This window comes from Williamwhitmania taraxaci (genome assembly GCF_900096565.1).
GTDB classification, from domain to species: domain Bacteria; phylum Bacteroidota; class Bacteroidia; order Bacteroidales; family Williamwhitmaniaceae; genus Williamwhitmania; species Williamwhitmania taraxaci.
In genome coordinates, this window is the sequence record NZ_FMYP01000020.1 from 17,294 (window position 1) to 34,711 (window position 17,418).

18 protein-coding genes are annotated in these 17,418 nt (G+C 41.6%); 11 read left to right on the forward strand and 7 right to left on the reverse strand.

The window, feature by feature from the left end:
* Nucleotides 1-68: 68 nt before the first annotated feature.
* Nucleotides 69-740, reverse strand: coding sequence for a hypothetical protein (locus tag BLS65_RS06980; RefSeq protein WP_092437337.1), 672 nt, complete (start codon nucleotides 738-740; stop codon nucleotides 69-71).
* 284 nt (nucleotides 741-1,024) lie between these two features.
* Here BLS65_RS06980 and ispE point away from each other — a divergent pair, with 284 nt between their 5' ends.
* A complete protein-coding gene (ispE, locus tag BLS65_RS06985; RefSeq protein ID WP_317039059.1) occupies nucleotides 1,025-1,849 on the forward strand; it encodes a 4-(cytidine 5'-diphospho)-2-C-methyl-D-erythritol kinase in 825 nt (274 codons plus the stop codon).
* A 47-nt stretch (nucleotides 1,850-1,896) separates the two neighbouring features.
* Here the strand turns inward: ispE and BLS65_RS06990 are convergent, their stop codons facing one another.
* The 4 genes from BLS65_RS06990 to tgt form a co-directional block, all read right to left on the reverse strand.
* Complete coding sequence (locus BLS65_RS06990; protein ID WP_244500671.1) at nucleotides 1,897-2,262, reverse strand: biotin/lipoyl-containing protein; 366 nt, start codon at nucleotides 2,260-2,262, stop codon at nucleotides 1,897-1,899.
* Nucleotides 2,263-2,274: 12 nt separating this feature from the next.
* A complete protein-coding gene (locus tag BLS65_RS06995) occupies nucleotides 2,275-3,819 on the reverse strand; it encodes an acyl-CoA carboxylase subunit beta (protein WP_092437341.1) in 1,545 nt (514 codons plus the stop codon).
* Nucleotides 3,820-4,011: 192 nt separating this feature from the next.
* Complete coding sequence (locus tag BLS65_RS07000; RefSeq protein ID WP_092437343.1) at nucleotides 4,012-5,103, reverse strand: LptF/LptG family permease; 1,092 nt, start codon at nucleotides 5,101-5,103, stop codon at nucleotides 4,012-4,014.
* Entirely contained in the window at nucleotides 5,100-6,230 is a 1,131-nt protein-coding gene (gene tgt, locus BLS65_RS07005) for a tRNA guanosine(34) transglycosylase Tgt (protein ID WP_092437345.1), read from the reverse strand. The genes BLS65_RS07000 and tgt overlap by 4 nt, the downstream gene beginning before the upstream one ends.
* A 364-nt stretch (nucleotides 6,231-6,594) precedes the next feature.
* On the opposite strand from tgt, the gene BLS65_RS07010 reads away from it, so the two are divergent.
* The 9 genes from BLS65_RS07010 (at nucleotide 6,595) to BLS65_RS07050 (ending at nucleotide 15,651) form a co-directional block, all read left to right on the forward strand.
* A complete protein-coding gene (locus BLS65_RS07010; RefSeq protein ID WP_170830024.1) occupies nucleotides 6,595-7,725 on the forward strand; it encodes a glycosyltransferase in 1,131 nt (376 codons plus the stop codon).
* Nucleotides 7,716-8,321, forward strand: a complete 606-nt coding sequence (locus BLS65_RS07015; protein WP_092437349.1) for an RNA polymerase sigma factor — start codon at nucleotides 7,716-7,718, stop codon at nucleotides 8,319-8,321. Before BLS65_RS07010 ends, BLS65_RS07015 begins: the two co-directional genes overlap by 10 nt.
* Before the next feature lie 2 nt (nucleotides 8,322-8,323).
* Complete coding sequence (gene rsmG, locus BLS65_RS07020; protein ID WP_092437351.1) at nucleotides 8,324-8,944, forward strand: 16S rRNA (guanine(527)-N(7))-methyltransferase RsmG; 621 nt, start codon at nucleotides 8,324-8,326, stop codon at nucleotides 8,942-8,944.
* A 129-nt stretch (nucleotides 8,945-9,073) separates the two neighbouring features.
* On the forward strand, nucleotides 9,074-9,232 hold the full coding sequence (gene rpmH, locus BLS65_RS07025; RefSeq protein WP_092437353.1) for a 50S ribosomal protein L34: 159 nt from the start codon (nucleotides 9,074-9,076) through the stop codon (nucleotides 9,230-9,232).
* Nucleotides 9,233-9,414: 182 nt separating this feature from the next.
* Complete coding sequence (locus BLS65_RS07030; RefSeq protein WP_092437355.1) at nucleotides 9,415-10,527, forward strand: radical SAM protein; 1,113 nt, start codon at nucleotides 9,415-9,417, stop codon at nucleotides 10,525-10,527.
* Nucleotides 10,528-10,574: 47 nt separating this feature from the next.
* Nucleotides 10,575-11,453: a PASTA domain-containing protein gene (locus tag BLS65_RS07035; protein ID WP_092437357.1), complete on the forward strand. Its 879-nt coding sequence runs from the start codon at nucleotides 10,575-10,577 to the stop codon at nucleotides 11,451-11,453.
* A gap of 33 nt (nucleotides 11,454-11,486) precedes the next feature.
* Nucleotides 11,487-13,427: a T9SS type A sorting domain-containing protein gene (locus BLS65_RS07040; RefSeq protein WP_170830025.1), complete on the forward strand. Its 1,941-nt coding sequence runs from the start codon at nucleotides 11,487-11,489 to the stop codon at nucleotides 13,425-13,427.
* A gap of 6 nt (nucleotides 13,428-13,433) precedes the next feature.
* Nucleotides 13,434-14,501, forward strand: a complete 1,068-nt coding sequence (locus BLS65_RS07045) for an RluA family pseudouridine synthase (protein WP_092437361.1) — start codon at nucleotides 13,434-13,436, stop codon at nucleotides 14,499-14,501.
* 163 nt (nucleotides 14,502-14,664) lie between these two features.
* Nucleotides 14,665-15,651, forward strand: a complete 987-nt coding sequence (locus tag BLS65_RS07050) for a D-alanine--D-alanine ligase (RefSeq protein ID WP_092437363.1) — start codon at nucleotides 14,665-14,667, stop codon at nucleotides 15,649-15,651.
* A gap of 52 nt (nucleotides 15,652-15,703) precedes the next feature.
* On the opposite strand, the gene BLS65_RS07055 is transcribed toward BLS65_RS07050, so the two are convergent.
* Nucleotides 15,704-15,907: a CDGSH iron-sulfur domain-containing protein gene (locus tag BLS65_RS07055; protein ID WP_092437366.1), complete on the reverse strand. Its 204-nt coding sequence runs from the start codon at nucleotides 15,905-15,907 to the stop codon at nucleotides 15,704-15,706.
* A gap of 4 nt (nucleotides 15,908-15,911) precedes the next feature.
* A complete protein-coding gene (locus BLS65_RS07060) occupies nucleotides 15,912-16,391 on the reverse strand; it encodes a (4Fe-4S)-binding protein (protein ID WP_092437368.1) in 480 nt (159 codons plus the stop codon).
* Between the two features lie 251 nt (nucleotides 16,392-16,642).
* Here BLS65_RS07060 and BLS65_RS07065 point away from each other — a divergent pair, with 251 nt between their 5' ends.
* On the forward strand, nucleotides 16,643-17,248 hold the full coding sequence (locus tag BLS65_RS07065; RefSeq protein ID WP_139180952.1) for a DUF4294 domain-containing protein: 606 nt from the start codon (nucleotides 16,643-16,645) through the stop codon (nucleotides 17,246-17,248).
* Nucleotides 17,249-17,418 lie beyond the last annotated feature (170 nt).

A 17,418-nucleotide genomic window follows, 5' to 3' on the forward strand; every position in this document is an offset into this window, starting at 1 on the left:
TTCGGCAAAAAAAATGGCCGTCGTTTCCGACGGCCATCAAAAAACCAACAAGAATAGAAAACAACTGATTAGGAACGAGAAGCCTCGCTTAAACTACTCTTCAACTCGGAAAGCGAGTATTCTCTTGCCTTGTTAGGGTTCGATCGGCGATAAATCAACAACCCAGCGTTGGAAATACTCTCCACCATTCGCCACAAAGACTTAACTAAAGTTTGGTTCTCTCGAACTACCAACTCCTTCTCCCGCTGGAGTTTCATTGTATCGATTTCAATAAAAGTGAGATCAGCAAAGAGAACAGAAACTTCACTTGCATATTTTCTCACTTCGGGAGAAACATCAGACATGCTATCGAACTTACTAATCAGCCGCCGGAGGAGCGTAATTACTGCATCAACTTTGCGTTGCTTAATACTGGTTATTAACAACGTTAAATCGAGATGTGCACTTGTACTGGGTTCATTCTCGGAAATATGTGCATACAAATCGGAGACATGAACAGAAAGTTTGTCAAGGACTAGCCGCTTTTCAGAATTTCGGTTTTCCAGCCGATTTGTTATTGGTCTATCGTCAGCCATCATTTGGGCTGCATCAATACTGCCGGAAAGTTGCTTAATGAAATCAACATTAAAACAATCTGAAAACCGAAAAAAATCCGCTTTGTCACGCTCAAAACGCTTGCGCAATAAAGTAGACATCGCGAGCACTTCCTCTGGATGGAGCAGGTTGGGAACATTTTTCATGGCCTATATGTATTTGTCGATTAAATCCACTAAGCAAAAATCACATCACCCTAATTATTCAGGGGATTGACAAGATACAACATTCGAAGGACAAAATCAAGTCGCAAACGTTTTAAATATAGTGTTCTAATATTTTACAAAGTGTTGAAATAGGCTGAAATCGCACTGGTTTCGACAAAATCATCAGGATTTTCCATTTATCAAAGGTGATATATATCACCATTTATCGAGCCAGATCATTGAATGAACGAACCGGTTGGTAGATATACTCCAAAATATTACATTTGAGAAAAAATACCATGATTGCCTTCCCCAATGCAAAAATAAACCTTGGCCTACGAGTTGTTGAGAAACGTCTCGACGGCTTTCATAATATTGAAACCATATTTATTCCGATTGGCTTAAGAGATATTATTGAGGTAATCCCGTCAAGTTTTACCAGTATTTCTTTTAGTGGACTGGTAGTAGACGCATCGGCAGAAGAGAACCTTTGCATGCGTGCATACAACCTGTTTAAAGCGGATATTGGTTGTGGCAATGTTTCCATTCATCTACATAAAGTAATTCCATTTGGCGCAGGACTGGGTGGCGGGTCAAGCGATGCCGCATTTACCTTGAAGATGTTGACTACCCTATTTCAATCGAACATTTCAACAAGGAAACTGAAGGAAATGGCAGGATTATTGGGAAGCGATTGCCCCTTCTTTATTGACAACCGCCCAGCCATTGCTCAGGGCAAGGGTGAGATTTTAGAGCCTGTATCATTAGCACTCAAGGGGTATCATCTGGTTTTAGTAAATCCGGGAGTGCATGTAAGCACCAAAGAAGCCTATTCCTGTGTCAGACCAAGAAAACACGAAACCTCGTTACTAAGTCTGATAGCAGAACCAGTGCATCGCTGGCAAGGATTAATTTCCAATGACTTTGAGGAATCGGTATTCCAGGCTCACCCTGTTGTTGCCCAATTAAAACAAGAAATACTGAACAACGGAGCTATATACGCTTCCATGTCGGGAAGCGGCTCCTCCGTTTTTGGTCTTTTCGAAAAGCCCCTTATAGGGGCCCAAGAATTATTTCCTAATTACACTACATTTAGTCAAATCCTATAAAAAAGGGCCGTTTCGATTACAAAACGGCCCTCTATGGTAATGTGAGATTAAGCGAATTCTACAAGCAGGGCTCCGTTGGGTATTTTATCCGAAACCTTAACATGGATAGCCTTAATAGTTCCATCGAATGGAGCCTTAAGCATATTGTGCATCTTCATTGCTTCAAAAACAAGAAGTGTTTCACCAGTCTTAACTTTTGCCCCAGTTTTAACTTTAATCTCTAAAATGGTACCCGGTAAGAAGGACTTAATCTCCTTCGGATTAGGTAGCATAAAAGGTTTCTTAGTTTCAAACTTCCGGGTTAAGAAGGTTTTATATTCTCCTCCTTGAATCACCATAGTTGTGCACTTTGCTTTACCAGACTCATCTAGGTTTGCACAAGGATCTGCAACTTTAACTTTAGCTTTTTCCATAGCGCAAATGATTTAAAATGGTGGAATTCCGTGCTTCTTATCGGGACGGTTTACCACCTTGTTAATTGAAACCTCAATAGCGTGGAGTAAGAAACGACGAGTTTCTTCGGGTTCTATCACTGAGTCGATATAACCCTTAGCAGCAGCTACGTATGGATTCGAGAACTTATCCTTGTACTCTTTAATTTTTTGTTGGCGCATTTTATCCGGATCGGCTGCTTCCATTATCTCCTTGCGGAAAATAATATTTGCAGCACCCTCAGGTCCCATAACGGCAATCTCGGCACCTGGCCAAGCAAAAACAAAGTCGGCACGAAGGTGACGAGAGTTCATGGCAATATAACCTCCCCCATAAGCCTTGCGCAAAATCACATTAATTTTAGGCACGGTAGCTTCGCTAAAGGCATAGAGCAGTTTTGCACCATGTCGAATAACACCAGCATGCTCCTGATCGGCACCAGGAAGGTAACCCGGAAGGTCTTCAAGGGTTACGATTGGAATGTTAAAGGCGTCGCAAAAACGGACAAATCGGGCAGCCTTATCAGACGAATCGCAGTCGAGAACACCAGCCAGATATAGCGGTTGGTTGGCTACAAAACCAATAGTATCGCCATTTAAACGTCCAAATCCAATCACAATATTCTGCGCAAAGAGTTCCATTACTTCAAAGAAGTCAGAATCGTCAACCAAAGCACGAATAACATTACGAACATCGTAAGGGTTTGCGGGGTTTTCCGGAACTATTTCGTTTATGCGATATTCAGGTTTAGGCAACTTTGGTTCAAAGCGAAGAGCTTTACGCTTGTTATTCCAAGGAATGAACGTAATGAGCTTCTTGATTTGATCGAAACACTCGGTTTCGCTAGTGGAGAAGAAGTGGGCATTTCCAGAAATCTCACTGTGAACACGAGCGCCGCCGAGTTCTTCCATGGAGATATCCTCACCAAGCACCGTTTTAATAACTTCAGGACCAGTGATAAACATTTTTGAGATGTTTTCCACAACGAATACGAAGTCGGTAAGAGCAGGAGAGTAAACGGCTCCGCCAGCACATGGACCAAGAATAACAGAAATCTGAGGAATAACGCCACTGGCAATCGTGTTACGGAAGAAGATCTCGCCGTATCCCGCCAGTGAGTTAACGCCTTCTTGAATACGAGCACCACCAGAGTCGTTGATACCAATAAGCGGAATGCGCATAGTGAGCGCATAGTCCATTATTTTGGTGATTTTACGTGCATGCATGAGGCCTAGAGAGCCTCCAGCAACTGTAAAGTCTTGAGCAAAAATAGCAACCGGAGATCCATAAATGTTACCCGTACCAATAATTACACCGTCACCGGCAAGGACTTTAGTGTCCATTCCGAAATCGCGGGCATCGTGCTCAACAAATAGGTCATACTCATGGAACGAATCCTCATCGAGCAGGGTTAAAATTCTTTCGCGTGCGGTCATTTTACCCATCGCAACTTGCTTTGCAATGGCCTGCTCACCGCCACCCTGAAGAATTCCCTCTTTTTTCTTTTGAAGCTCGAGAATTTTTTTGTTCTGTGGCATACAAAAATGTATTGGTTAATACTTACTTACCGAAAAAACAACTTCAATGGCAAGTTAAATCCAAACGCAAGGTTACAAAAACCAAGGGGAATAATTGCCAAAACGGGAGTGTTAATTCAGAAAAAAAAACATATTCATTTGTTATTCAGCACTAAAAAGACTTCGTGAAAATAAAGTATTTTCGGTATCAAACTACTTTGGAGCCATGCGATAGAGAACAATCCCCACTCCCATAAATAGGATGTTGGGTAACCAAACGGCCAACAATGGATCGAGGCCGCCTCCAATAGCAAACATCATGGAGAATCGCATAAACAATATGTAAGAAAAGCTCAAAAGTAATCCCATACCAATATGTAGCCCAATTCCTCCTCTAACCTTACGTGAAGAAAGAGACACCCCAATTAAGGTCAGAATAAATGTTGAGAAAGGGTCGGCAAACCGCCTATGCTTTTCAACGAGTATCTCTTCCATATTGTCAGCCCCTTGCATGCGCTGCTGAGCTATATGATTATTGAGTTCAAAATAATTCATGGCTGCAATCTCATCCGTCCTTCGAGAGAAATCTTTTCCCGTAATGTCAACAGTAGTATCCTTTTCCCATCCAGAGGTAATTACCTCGCCCTCGGCACGGATGTCGCGCTCATAGTAATTATAAAGCACCCACTTATTCTTAACCGTATCCCATCGGGCATAATCGGTAATTAATTTCGATTTTAGCTCACCATCAACGAACTTTTCCAACGAAAATTTATAGGCAATTTGGTTCGCTGCACTATAAGATTCAACGTATAGAAAAACCCCAGGCATTATTTGCCTATGAATATCCTGACTGGCATTCACGTAGGGATTCTTAATGTAGAGGGCCTCAAACTCCAACTTTACCCGATTGGCGGGTGGAATTACGAAAAGGTTGAGCAGCAATGTGAGTAATGCTATAATAAACGCGCCTATAAAATAAGGATACATTAAGCGTTTGAAACTAACCCCACTCGAAAGGATAGCAACAATTTCAGTATTGTATGCCATTCGAGACGTAAAGAAGATTACCGCAATGAAGGTAAATAATGCGCTGAAAAGGTTAGCAAAGTATGGAATAAAGTTCAGATAGTAATCAAAAAGAATAGCCCTGAGGGGTGCCTCCTTTTCCATAAAATCATCAATTTTCTCGGCTACGTCAAATATTACAGCAATGCTTATTATCAACGCAATTGCATAAAAATAAGTACCTATGAATTTAAGAATAATGTACTTATCAATAAGTTTAAAACCAAGAACTTTCATAACCGGGTGGTTAGTTTTTTAATCATCATGTTTTTCCAAGACAAAAAGGTGCCCTCCTCGATCTTAAGACGTGCCTCATTCACAAGCCAAAGATAAAAAGAAAGATTATGGATACTAGCCAACTGTGGTCCTAACATCTCATTTGCAACAAAAAGATGGCGAAGATAGGCTTTGGAAAAGGTTGTATCCACATAGTTTGTGCCATCTGGATCGATGGGAGAAAAATCATCTTTCCACCTGAGATTTTTAATATTTATTATTCCCTCTCGTGTAAAAAGCATTCCGTTTCGGCCATTTCGGGTAGGCATTACACAGTCGAACATGTCAACACCGCGGGCAATAGCCTCAAGGATGTTAGCGGGAGTTCCCACACCCATAAGATATCGGGGTCTATCGCTTGGAAGGATAGGCTCTACCACCTCAATCATTTCGTACATAACCTCTTCTGGCTCGCCTACCGAAAGGCCACCAATTGCATAGCCCTCACGGTAAAACTTAGCCGCTCCCTCGGCCGCTTTACGCCGCAGATCCGGGTAAACACAACCTTGAACAATGGGGAAAAATGTTTGGGAGTAACCGTATTTTGGATCAGTACTATCAAAGTGTTTTAAGCCCCTTTCGAGCCATTGCTGGGTAATATCCAACGATTTTGCAGCATAAGCAAAGTCTGCTGTTCCCGGAGGACACTCGTCGAAGGCCATTATTATATCCGCCCCAATTTTCCGCTGAATATCTACTACATTTTCGGGTGTAAAAAGGTGTTTTGACCCATCGATATGGGAGCGGAATTCACAGCCATTGGTATTCAACTTTCGATTGTGGGCAAGTGAGAACACCTGAAAGCCACCACTATCTGTAAGTATTGGCATATCCCAAGCCATAAATTTATGTAAGCCACCTGCCTTCTCCAGCACATCAAGCCCCGGTCTCAAATAAAGATGATACGTGTTTCCAAGAATGATCTCGGCCTTTACCTCGGTCTTTACATCCCGCTGGAGCACACCTTTAACAGTTCCTGCAGTTCCAACAGGCATAAATATTGGGGTTTCAATGGTGCCATGATCTGTTTCAAGCCGCCCCCTGCGAGCTTTACACTCCTTATCCGTTTTTAATAGGGTAAATTTCATGCAATTTAATTTCCTTACATTGTAATCGGATCATTCGCGCAATTACTGGATATGCCTTTTTGATACCATATCCAGCGTGCCGATGTCCTTTGGTTTATTAATCACGAACTTTAACGAAAGTTCTTCAGCAAAAAAAGAGGAGCAAAGATACTCAATATAAGCCATAAGATTGCCCCCACTGTCAATTTCGTACCCGATTCACGCTTAAAACAAAACTCACATGTAACCTCAATCAACAAAACTATATCCCCTAAACTTTACTTAAAACAGATAAAATGGCCGATTCTGAAACGAAAGAAAGGTGAAGCCTTTGGTAATGCCGAAAAACTTTGATAAAATTGCTGTGAATTTTAATTCTCGAAACGTGGAACAACTTCTACTTCAATTGCCATTATATCAAATATTTATACTAATCACTCTTGCCGCGACTCTATTCATTCAACTATTTTATTACCTTTTTTTCTACGCAAGAGTTGCTGTAAAGCGCCAGCCACAGCACTCACGCCCCGACCAGGAACCCGTTTCGATCGTTATTTGTGCCCGAAATGAGGAGGAGAACCTACGTAAGAATCTCCCCCTAATAATGGAGCAAGCTTACCCCGAATACGAAGTAGTGGTGGTTAATGACTGTTCCGAAGATGGTACAGCCGATATCTTAAGCAATTTTCAAAAGCAATACAACAACCTTCGGGTTACCACCGTTAAAGTCGACGAAAAATTCACCCACGGAAAAAAACTCGCATTAACCATTGGGATAAAGGCGGCCCAGCATGAATTCCTGCTACTTACAGATGCCGACTGCTACCCCAACTCCACTAGTTGGCTGCACCTTATGCAGGAAAACTTCATTCCCACATGCAACGTAACCATTGGCTATGGAGCGTATAAGCCTAAAAAAGGTGCACTCGATAAATTGGTGCGCTGCGACACCTTCTTTATAGGATTGCAATACTTGAGTTTCGCACTTGCCGGTATCCCCTACATGGGCGTTGGCCGAAATTTAGCCTACCGGAAATCCACCTTTTTTGCAAACCGAGGATTCGCTTCACACTACCAACTTCCATCGGGCGATGATGATCTATTTGTAAGTGAAGTTGCAAATGGGAAAAACACCCTCGTCGAATATCGCCCGCAAACCATCACGCATAGCGAACAAGTCTCGAATTTTAACGCTTGGACGTGGCAAAAGCTACGCCACTCTGTTACCTCTTCGCGATATAAGAAGGGTATCAAAACACTAATATGGATGGAACCCATAACGAGAGTTTTACTTTTTGCTACTGCAATCTTTCTCATAGCCTTTACACCATTAATCTGGGTAGGCACCGGAGCGCTCGTATTGCGATTCATAATTCAGGCAATTATATTTAAAGTAGCCCAAAATCGGTTGTTGGAAAAGAATTTATTTCTATATTCGCTGGCATATGATTTTGCTTCTCCTTTTCTATATGCGTTTCTCGGATTGAAGAAAACATTTAGCCCAAAATGGAATTAGCGTCAAACCTGTCAGAAAAAGCAAAGTACGACTTCGAACTTGTGAACCAAGCTATAGGAGGGAGTCAGCGTGCCTATTCCGATTTAATGGATCGGTATAAGGATGCTATATACTTTCTACTCCTGAAGATGGTTAACAATAAAAGTGATGCAGAAGACCTCACTATCGAGGCATTTGGAAAGGCTTTTAAAAACCTGCACCAGTATACGCCAAACTATGCCTTTAGCACTTGGCTATTCAAGATTGCAACCAACAACTGCATTGATTTTATTCGCAAGAAGAAGGCAAACTTAGTAAGCATTGATCAACCGCAAGATGCAAACAACCCGGTTCCAATGCCCACCACTATTCAGAGCAACACACTAGACCCAGAAGAGACCTTAATTAAGGAGCAAAATGTTTTGCTGGTTCAAAGTTTAGTGGCACGCCTAAAGCCCCGCTACCGAACGCTCATCGAATTGAGGTATTTCAAGGAATACTCATACGAAGAGATTGCCGATGAGCTAGACTTACCGCTGGGTACTGTTAAAGCTCAACTATTTCGAGCAAGAGAGTTGCTCTACAATATTTTAAAAAACAGCCAGCATAAACCATAACGATGGAAGAAATTATCCGCTATTTCCCCGACCTCACTCAGCTTCAACGAGATCGGTTTACACAACTTTGGCCCCTTTACCTTGACTGGAATAGCAAAATAAACCTTATTTCTCGAAAAGATTTTGAATTCCTCTACACCCGCCATATTCTACACTCCTTAGCCATTGGAAAGGTGCTGCAATTCAGACCGGGAACAAAAATACTTGACGTTGGCACCGGTGGTGGATTTCCAGGTATTCCGCTGGCCATACTATTCCCAGAATGCGAATTTACCTTGGTAGATTCGATTGCTAAGAAAATAATGGTGGTGGACAATATCATCACCGAACTGAAACTTACCAACACAAAGGCAGTAAAAGGCAGAGCCGAAGAAATTACCGGAAATGTCGACTTTGTGGTAAGCCGTGCCGTTGCTCAACTTCCTGAATTTAAAGCGTGGATTTGGAAAAAAATAACACCAGGAGGTAAAAATTCCTTACCCAACGGTATTCTCTATTTAAAAGGTGGCGATTTAAAAGCAGAACTCAAAGGAATCCATGATCCTATTGATGTTTTTGAAATTAGTAGTTTCTTTGCTGACCCCTACTTTGAAACGAAGAAGGTAGTTTATGTTCAGCGTTAGCCACTTATAAAGTGAAAAATAAGAATGTAAAAAACAAAAAGTTTTTTTGCTTTAAAGAAAAAAAGTTTACCTTTGCGAACCCGAAAAGAAGAATAAAAACAGTTTAACGATAGAAAAACATTACCCCCAATGAAAAGGACTTACCAACCATCGAAGAGGAAAAGAAAAAACAAGCACGGTTTCAGAGAAAGGATGTCCACCCATAACGGGAGAAGAGTGCTTGCGTCTAGAAGAGCAAAAGGCAGACATAAACTTACAGTTTCTGATGAGCCTAAGCACAAGGCCTAAGGATTCAACTAAGATAAATGGAAAAGTAAAGGTTGCTACCTTTACTTTTTTTTTATGCCTATTCCAAGGAGTTATTCCTCAAAAACAATGGTGCAAATGGCTATTTTCAAACTCTCTAAAGCATTTTAGATCGAAAGTTGTATCTTTAGCCATACAACAGGCACAAGAATCAATCTGGCTCAATGAACCTAAACCTCTTCAATATTTTTAAGGAAGACAAGGTGGTTGCCCCTGCGCTTAAAAGAATCATTGAAAAGATTCTGTTAGGCCAAAGGATAAACGAAGACGAAGGTATCCTCCTTTACCAAAGTGCCGATATCGGTATGCTTTCGTTCTTGGCTGACGCTGCCAACCAGAGTAAAAATGGACATAACGTTCTGCATGGACAGAGCCTGCATATCGACTTATCGAATGTGTGTGTATACTCGTGCCCCTTCTGCACCTATTGCCAAAAGTTGAATGACACATCCGCTTTTGCGTTGTCAACTAAAAACCTAAAGGAATTACTTCAAACGCGAGGTGGCGACAAAAACTACTCTGAAATAGTTATTTCCAGCGCCTGCCATCCCGATCACACCCTAAACTATTACAAAGAGATAGTTGCATTAGTGCGTAGAACCTTTCCAAAAGCATTTATTCGGGCCTTCTCCGCTACAGATTTATCCTACATCTTTAAGAAGGAGAAAGTTTCTATTTACAATGGTATAAGCCAACTGAAATTAGCAGGAGTAAACGCGGTAAATGGTGGCGGTGCCGAAATATTCAGTAATGAGATCAGAGAAAAAATAAGCCCCGAAAAGATTAAACCAGAGGAGTGGATTGACTTTCATGAATCGCTCCATAACTCAGGCATTCGTTCGAATGCATCGATGCTTTACGGACATATTGAAAGCTACAAACACCGAGTGGACCATATGAGTCGCCTTAGAACCCTGCAGGATAGAACGCATGGATTCCTATCGTTCACCTCATTTAAGTATAAAAAAGAGAACAATAGGCTTTCATCCTTGGGAGAAGCCCCCCTCGTGGAGGATTTAAGAAATTTTTCTGTAGCCAGAATTTTTCTGGATAATTTTCAACACCAAGTAGCCTTTGCGCCAATGCTGAAAGCCTCGAACCTTAGTTTGACCCTCTCTTTTGGAATAAACTGCATTGAAGGTGCGGTAAATCAGGGCAACAAGGTTTATACCCAAACCCTTTCCGATAGCAAACCATACTCGTCGATGGTAGGAGAGATTATTCTCAAATCAAAAAAAATACCAAAAGAAAGAGACGGACTTTACAACGTCCTCTAATCCTTAATACTATTTTTGCACTACTATCGTTTTCAAAAAAACAGACTATGGATTTCAAAGAATATATTAAAAAATCGGCAAAGGCAGCACTTGAGAACTTTTATGTTAAGAACGTTCTTTATGCGTTTGCAGGAATAATAATCCTGCTACTGCTCACTATTATTGTCTTAAATATTTTCACTCGTCATGGAAGAACCTACCCTGTACCAAATCTTTCGGGCCTTACTGTAGAGCAAGCCAACGAACTGACTAACCGCGGCGATTTTCGCCTTACCGTATCGGACTCGGTGTATATTGACAACCGCACTCGAGGGGTAATCGTGGATCAAAACCCTAAGCCAGAGACAGATGTTAAGTCGAAAAGAAGGATTTTCCTTACCATAAATGCAGTTATTCCAGTTATGGTACCGATGCCCAACCTGATTGACCTCTCGAACCGACAGGCAAAGGCCATCCTTGAACAGCAGGGACTACGTATCTCCAAACTATCCTATGCACCCGATATTGCGGCTAACAGCGTTTTAACCCAAAAAATAAAAGGTATTTCGGTTAGGCCTGGAACCAAGGTGCCTCGTGGCTCAAAAGTGGAACTAGTTCTAGGCTTGGGTAGTAATCCTCAGACAGGGGTACCCTTGCTGATTGGTCAATCAACAGAAGAGGCCCAGAGTCGCATTTTTGAATCGTCACTAAACATAGGAACGGTGAAATACGACGAATCGGTAAAGAACTATACCGATAGCTTAAATGCAAAGGTGTATAATCAATATCCTACCGCAACCTCCTCCCCTTCCTTCTTATTTGGGTCTAAAGTCAGTATCTGGCTAACAATAAACAATTCGAGAATATCAACCGAAGGAGCGATCAAGACCAACGATGCTGCTCCAAAAGATAGCACTGAAGACGAAGACCTAAATGCAAATTTTTAATTAACACATTTGGTTATCAAATAATTAATGGATATGGATTTGGGTAAAAAGGCTTTTCTTGCACTGATACTATCAGCCACCACGCTTAACCTGCTGGGGCAAGAGTACCTCATTGGATTATCCGAAGAACCTCGGCAAAACATCAGCGGATTGCGACTAGCCAAAAGTTCACGCAGCGGAGATCCTTACCTCGAAATTCCTTTTTTCGATGATTTTGCAAAACCAGGTAATGCTCCAAATCCTATGCTATGGGCTGATGGCCCCGTGGATGTAAGTCTTACTTATGGGAAAAATCCATTTAGCATAGGCGTGGCTACCCTCGATTTACTGAGTTCAGATGGCAAGTTACACACAAACGCAACCGTAACCCCTTTTATTGCCGACTCATTAACCTCTCACTACATTAACCTAAAGTATCCAGGGGATAATTCTATTTACTTGAGTTTTCAATACCAACCCGGTGGAAATGGTGATATGCCCGAAAAAGAGGATTCCCTAGTGCTTCAACTTTATTCTTCCAGCTTCAAAAAGTGGATTAGAGGTTGGTCTGCATGCGTAGAGAATAGAACAATAAAAGAGTACAACTATTTAACCTCAGAACCAAAAACACTGAGTAGTAGTATTGATACAACATTTCATAATGTAATTATTCAGATAAATAAAAGCGAGTTTCTAACGGACAGCTTTCGGATTCAGTTCTACAACCAAGGTTCGCTCACCAATAACGACTATGTTCCCGGATTAAAGGCCAATGCGGACCAGTGGAACATTGATATGGTATATCTGAATAGTGGCAGAAATGAATCCGATACGGCAATAAAGGATGTTGGCTTCTCCAAACCGATTGGCTCAATGTTGCTTGGCTACGAATCATTACCCTGGAAACATTTTACTCCGGCGGTTCGTGATATCCTCTCTCCCAACCCAGCCTCACTGTGGGTTACCTATTACAATCAAGATCCAATAAATACACTTAATGTTACCCGAGATTTCGATATCACCAACACACTAACTCAAATTCACTCACGGTTTACCGGTGGAGCCGAGAACATTACACCTCTATCTACTTTAGATTACGAGATTCTATACAACTATAACTATACCTCTCCATCGGAGGATTCCGCAGAGTTTAATCTAAAAGCCTACCTCACGTTTGAAACGGCTGTTGACCCGGCTCGCAAGCCATTTATGTGGAACGACACCATCAGTAGAAATCAACTATTTAAGAATTACTACGCCTACGACGACGGGAGTGCCGAGAATGGATACGGTATTTTTGGAGAAGGCTCCGAAGGGGCTCTAGTCGCAATGAAATTCAATTGCTTTGTAAAAGACACACTCAGAGGAATATATGTCTATTTTAATCGAACCAATAGCAATTCAACTGAATCTCTACGATTTTATCTAACCGTTTGGAAAAACAATAATGGATTGCCCGGAGAAATCATTTATAGTCAAATTGACGAAAAACCGATTTACTCAAAAGAACTAAATAAGTTTGTCTACATAAAACTTAAAACCCCAATTGAATTAGATGGTCCTTTTTTTATTGGATGGGAACAAGTTATGCCAGACATGCTGAATGTGGGTTTTGACAGGAACAACATCAACAACGATAAACTATTCTACAATTTACAAGGGGGTTGGCTGAAATCGGGCATTGAAGGAACATTGATGCTGCGCCCAGTTTTTGGACGCGACAATGGTCCCACTACTACTGATATTCCAAGTGAACCTTTTTCGGAAACAACCAAACTTTACCCAAATCCGGCCTCCAATACTATAACGCTCGAAATCGCCGACCAAGATCAAAACGGATATGCACAACTGTATGACCTTACCGGAAGGGTTTTAATGCAAGTTCATTATAATCAACAAGTAGATGTATCCGGTTTGCCTTCCGGGATTTACCTAGTGAGGATTACCAACCAAAGAGGCAAAACAGAAACAAAAAAACTCATTATTTCTCGCTAATTAAGCATGGCAGACGAACCAGTAATTGACGACCTCCTCGACGAAGAAAATGAAGAGCAGCAGGAACTCTACGAGCACTACGGATTTAAAATTGACAAGGGACAATCGCAGCTGCGCATTGATAAATTTCTGACGCAGAAAATAGAAGGCGTATCGCGTAACCGCATCCAAAATGCTGCTGATGCAGGAAACATTCTGGTGAATGGTATGGCGGTTAAATCCAACTATAAAGTTAAGCCACTCGATCAGGTTTCCATCGTAATGCCATATCCCCCAAGGGACACGGAGATTATCCCTGAGAACATCCCATTAAATATTATCTACGAGGACGATCAACTCCTAGTGGTGAATAAACCTGCGGGCATGGTTGTTCACCCCGGTCATGGGAACTGGAATGGAACACTGGTAAATGCGCTGGTATACCACTTCAAGGACCTGCCCACCCACCGTAATGGCGAGGTAAGACCCGGATTGGTACATCGTATAGATAAAAACACATCCGGACTGCTCGTTATTGCAAAAAACGAACTAGCTCACAGTATGTTGGCAAATCAGTTCTTCAACCATACCTCAAAAAGAACCTACATTGCCTTAGTTTGGGGTAATTTGGCTGAAGATGCAGGAACAATTACCGGAAACGTTGGCCGGTGCATATACGATCGCCAGAAAATGGATGTGTTTCCCGACGGGAGTCAAGGCAAGCACGCCGTAACCCACTTTCGCGTTTTAGAGCGTTTTGGCTATGTAAACCTCGTGGAATGCACCCTTGAAACCGGAAGAACTCATCAAATACGTGCACACTTCCAGCACATTGGGCATCCACTCTTCAATGACGAAAAATACGGGGGTAATGAGATTCGTAAAGGAACTACCTTTACCAAATATAAACAGTTTATTCAAAACTGTTTTAAAATAATGCCAAGACAAGCCCTTCATGCCAAAACCCTTGGTTTTGTGCATCCTACCACCAAAGAAGAACTTCTATTCGATTCCGAAATAACCTCGGACATGCAAGAGGTTATTGAAAAATGGAGAGTATATGTAGCCACAAGAGACACCTCCTCCGAAGAGTAGCCCTTCATCAAACGGACTTAAACAAACGGTAACGATAAGAAAAAAAAGCTGGCATTGACCAGCTTTTTTTAATAACTTTCGCACCCGAAAATTTATCAACAGCAGCACCATATTCTCAACAGAGCCAATAGGTAGCTATTACTGTTGAATTAAAAAAACAGTTATGATCAAAAACATAGCAATTCTAGCAGGCGGTGATTCATCGGAATGGGTGATCTCCGTGCAAAGTGCAGCCCAAATCTGTGAAGTAATTGACCCTGAAAAATACGCAGCCTATACCATTGCGGTAAAGGGGTCTACTTGGACTATGACCGACGCAGTGGGTAACGAGCATCACATTGATAAAAACGACTTTAGTTTAAGGCTCGATGGCCATAAACTGACCTTCGATTGTGCATTAATTGCAATTCATGGAACGCCCGGTGAAAATGGAATTCTTCAGTCCTATTTTGAACTTATCGGAATTCCTTATACTACCTGTGGTGTCGGAACTAGCGCTATTACCTTTAATAAGTTTGCCACGAAAACCTTTGCAAGGGAAACGAACATTCACCTTGCTCGTCACTATTTGGCTCGGAAAAATGTGACGATTGATGCCAATGAGGTAATTAACGCTGTAGGACTTCCCTGCTTTGTAAAACCAAACCAAGGCGGTAGTAGCTTCGGGGTAACCAAAGTGAAATCCGTTGATATGCTGCCGCAAGCACTGGTCGATGGATTTGCAGAAGATAACGAAGTACTCATTGAGGAGTTCATCCAAGGGATAGAACTTACCTGTGGAGTATATAAATCGAAAGCGCACAACCTAGTAATGCCCGTAACCGAAATTGCCAGCAAGAAGGAGTTTTTCGATTACGAAGCGAAGTATACCCCAGGTATGTGCGATGAAATAACCCCTGCACGAATCTCCCCAGAAGTAACCGAACTTGTTCAAAATTCAGCATCCATGCTATACGACTGGTTCGGCTGCAAGGGAATTGTTCGAGTCGATTTCATTTATAGCAACAACAATCTTTACCTACTGGAGGTAAATACAACGCCTGGCATGAGCAAAAACAGCATCATACCACAACAGGTAAGGCAAATGGGATTAACAATGTCAGAGGTCTGGGGCTGGGTTATTGAGGATTCAATTCTACTTAAAAGATAAAAAAGTGTTGATTGAATTGTGACTAGAACCATCTGGTCACAATTCACTGCAACTATTCCCTCGTTACTCTCTTGTGTGTGCCGTCGCAAAATGGCATATCCTTCGATTGACCGCAGCCACAAAATTCAACCGAATCGCCATCGATGGCAAGTTTCTTCCCGTCACAAAAAACTTCAAAATTTCCGTAAACCTTAATGGGCCCGTGACCAGGTACTTTAATCTCGGCCGAAATATCTTTACCTTTCTTCTCTTCCATAAGACTATCCAATAAAACCTAATTTAAAATGGGTTCCATCACAAAAAGGAGGATTTGCCGACTGACCACACCTACAAATTGAGATCATTTGCATACTTTTAAGTTCCACCCCCTTTGAACCATATACTTTAAAATGACCAGAAATTACCAGTGGTCCATTCTTCATGACCTGTATTTTTATCGGTTCGTTCTGCTTAAATTCAGGAACGGCATCTTCCTCCGCCTCGCTTACCAACTTTTCGGACGATTCGTTTTCATTCTTCGCCTCATCGTTCCACTTAAATGTAAGGGCACGTGTAGGACACTCGTTTATAATGTGAATAATACGCTCGGTAGAGGCCCCATCCATATCTACCCACGGACGATTCCTTGGGTTGAAAACGGAAATAAGTTGCGTGTAGCAAGTGGAAGCATGAATGCACTCCGAAGGCTGCCAATATAAGGTAATCTCCTTATTGCTATATTTCCTGTTGTTTTTATCCATAAATTCCTTTTGCGTAAAGATATAAAGTTTGAACTACTAGAGATAGAATCCTTACCGAAAACAATCTAAATGTAATACCTCTTTGTTGAAGTGCACTGCATCTGCCCGTTTCATAAAAAGTTTAAAATGAAAACGGCATTTGTGAACAAAGGTTCACCTTCTATGCTAAATTTGTAGTTGAATTCGAATAACTTTTCGAATCAAAACTCGTTTCAATATATGCACCATTAAGTAATACGAAATATAGTAGCGTGAAAAATTATTTGAAAATATTAAGCATTGCTATACTTTGCCTACTTTGGCAAAGTGATACGTTTTGCCAAACAAACAACGATACCATTTTGGGCTATATGGTGCCTACAATGGTAGTTGATGGCGAAACGCTTCCCTATATCCCATTAAAAGAGATTTACATATTCCCACCTGCAAAATTCAAGAATCAAGCAGACTATCGCCGCTACCAAAAGTTAGTGTATAACATAAAGAAGGTATATCCCTATGCCCAAATTGCAAGGCAAAAACTTTACGATATGAACCAAGAGTTTACGCGAATTAAAACGGATCGGGAGAAGAAGGCATACATAAAGAAGGTAGAAGCCGAAATGAAGACCGAATTCGAGGGGCCACTTCGCAGACTCACTATTTCGCAAGGAAAACTATTGGTTAAACTTATCGACCGGCAAACAGGAGAGACATCTTACGATTTGGTTAGAGAACTAAAAGGTCCATTCAGCGCCTTCTTTTGGCAAACCATGGCTAGAGTGGTTGGTTCGAACCTAAAAACAAAATTCGACAAAGAAGGTGAGGACAAAACCATTGACAAACTAATCCTACTGATGGAGAGCGGTCAACTCTAGCTACATCGCTCCGACAATCTCCTTTTCAATTAACGAAACAATATGTTACGAACCTTTGCTGCGGTAAAGATAGAACCGACTAAGGAGTTAGAAAAACTTTTACTTCTATGTAAGAGGCGATTCAGCCCGAGTAGCGTAAAATGGGTGGAACCACAGAACTAACACATCGA

What these genes read in the sequence shown, in the direction of transcription:
- BLS65_RS07055 (WP_092437366.1), bottom strand. Translation starts at nt 15,907, where the DNA reads ATGGAAGAGAAGAAAGGTAAAGATATTTCGGCCGAGATTAAAGTACCT.
- BLS65_RS06995 (WP_092437341.1), bottom strand. Translation starts at nt 3,819, where the DNA reads ATGCCACAGAACAAAAAAATTCTCGAGCTTCAAAAGAAAAAAGAGGGA.
- tgt (WP_092437345.1), bottom strand. Translation starts at nt 6,230, where the DNA reads ATGAAATTTACCCTATTAAAAACGGATAAGGAGTGTAAAGCTCGCAGG.
- BLS65_RS07045 (WP_092437361.1), top strand. Translation starts at nt 13,434, where the DNA reads ATGGCAGACGAACCAGTAATTGACGACCTCCTCGACGAAGAAAATGAA.
- BLS65_RS06990 (WP_244500671.1), bottom strand. Translation starts at nt 2,262, where the DNA reads ATGGAAAAAGCTAAAGTTAAAGTTGCAGATCCTTGTGCAAACCTAGAT.
- BLS65_RS07050 (WP_092437363.1), top strand. Translation starts at nt 14,665, where the DNA reads ATGATCAAAAACATAGCAATTCTAGCAGGCGGTGATTCATCGGAATGG.
- BLS65_RS06980 (WP_092437337.1), bottom strand. Translation starts at nt 740, where the DNA reads ATGAAAAATGTTCCCAACCTGCTCCATCCAGAGGAAGTGCTCGCGATG.
- rsmG (WP_092437351.1), top strand. Translation starts at nt 8,324, where the DNA reads ATGGAAGAAATTATCCGCTATTTCCCCGACCTCACTCAGCTTCAACGA.
- BLS65_RS07060 (WP_092437368.1), bottom strand. Translation starts at nt 16,391, where the DNA reads ATGGATAAAAACAACAGGAAATATAGCAATAAGGAGATTACCTTATAT.
- BLS65_RS07040 (WP_170830025.1), top strand. Translation starts at nt 11,487, where the DNA reads ATGGATTTGGGTAAAAAGGCTTTTCTTGCACTGATACTATCAGCCACC.
- BLS65_RS07015 (WP_092437349.1), top strand. Translation starts at nt 7,716, where the DNA reads ATGGAATTAGCGTCAAACCTGTCAGAAAAAGCAAAGTACGACTTCGAA.
- BLS65_RS07000 (WP_092437343.1), bottom strand. Translation starts at nt 5,103, where the DNA reads ATGAAAGTTCTTGGTTTTAAACTTATTGATAAGTACATTATTCTTAAA.
- BLS65_RS07035 (WP_092437357.1), top strand. Translation starts at nt 10,575, where the DNA reads ATGGATTTCAAAGAATATATTAAAAAATCGGCAAAGGCAGCACTTGAG.
- rpmH (WP_092437353.1), top strand. Translation starts at nt 9,074, where the DNA reads ATGAAAAGGACTTACCAACCATCGAAGAGGAAAAGAAAAAACAAGCAC.
- BLS65_RS07030 (WP_092437355.1), top strand. Translation starts at nt 9,415, where the DNA reads ATGAACCTAAACCTCTTCAATATTTTTAAGGAAGACAAGGTGGTTGCC.